This window comes from Pseudonocardia sp. SID8383 (assembly GCF_009864975.1).
Classification (GTDB): Bacteria; Actinomycetota; Actinomycetes; order Mycobacteriales; family Pseudonocardiaceae; genus Pseudonocardia; species Pseudonocardia alni.
Genome location: NZ_WWFY01000254.1, coordinates 1 through 1,217 on the forward strand (window position 1 = coordinate 1; position 1,217 = coordinate 1,217).

The window sequence follows — 1,217 nt, forward strand, 5'->3', positions numbered from 1 at the left end:
CTGCGGCCCGGGGGGAGGCGGTGCTGCTGGTCGACGACGTCGTGACCTCCGGGGCGACCCTGCGGGCCTGCGGGGCGGTGCTCGCCGCGTCCGGACTGCCCGCCGTGGGCGCGGTGGTGCTCGCCGACGCCTCGGCCCGCCGCCGCCGACCGGACGGTCGATTGTGACGGCGGTCACATAGACGGCGGTCTGCCGATCTCCGGTCCGCCATCCACAGTGGTCGCCGGAAGCGCGATCCGGAGGTGAGCGCGCCGCTCCGCGCGCGGCGGGTCACCCGGGTGCCACAGGGTCGTCGCACACCGCGTCCGAAGGCACCAGGGTGTCCACCCGACGGGTCGGCGAACGACCTGTCCCGGAGGCGGATTTCCCGATAACGTCCGCTGAACTCCGACCGCTACCACATCAGGAGGAACGACCGCGAGCCCACCCCCCGGGGCCGTCGTCGGGTCCCGGGTTCAGCACGACTGAAGCGAGGGATGTTCGAGTGGAGATCGTCGTCACCGGCCGGAACGTCGAGGTGCCGGAGCACTTCCGTGGCCTGGTTCAGGACAAGCTCAGCCGCCTGGAGCGCCACGACCACAAGATCGTCGGAATGGAGGTGGAGCTCTTCCACGAGCCGAACCGCCGTCAGCAGAAGTCCTGCCAGCGCGTCGAGATCACCGGGCGCGGCGGCTGCGGAGCCGTCGCCCGCGCCGAGGCCTCCGCCGCCGACTTCTACGCCGCGCTCGACATGGCCGTCGGCAAGCTCGCCGAACGGCTGCGCCGCTCCCACGACCGCCGCAAGCCCAGCCGCCGCGACCGCGTGGCCGCCTCCCGCGCCGCCGCCGACGCCTCGGCCGTCGCGCTGATGGAAGCGGCCCCTCCCGTCACCGACACCATCCCGGCACCGCGCAGCCACGACGAGTCCCTGACCGACGACGAGCTGCTCCGGCTGGAGGAGCAGTGGGAGGCCGAGTACCGGCCCGGTCGGATCGTGCGCGAGAAGACCCACCCGGCCACCCCGATGACCGTCGACGAGGCGCTCTCGCGCATGGAGCTCGTCGGTCACGACTTCTACCTATTCTCCTGCAGTGACACCGGTCGCGCCTCGGTCGTCTACCGCCGCCGCGGCTACGACTACGGCGTGATCCGGCTCGACGGCTGACGGCACACGACCGGCGGTGGCCGCGCCGCGACGGGGTGAGCTGTCCCCGCCGCGGCGCGGACCTGCCACGGCG

At 73.1% G+C, this 1,217-nt stretch carries 1 protein-coding gene; it reads left to right on the plus strand.

The genetic code is table 11. From position 1 onward, the window contains the following. Positions 1 to 484: 484 nt before the first annotated feature. The gene (gene raiA, locus GTW08_RS06165) at positions 485 to 1,144 is read left to right on the plus strand and encodes a ribosome hibernation-promoting factor, HPF/YfiA family (protein WP_073576336.1); all 660 of its coding nucleotides are present in this window, start codon (positions 485 to 487) and stop codon (positions 1,142 to 1,144) included. Positions 1,145 to 1,217 lie beyond the last annotated feature (73 nt).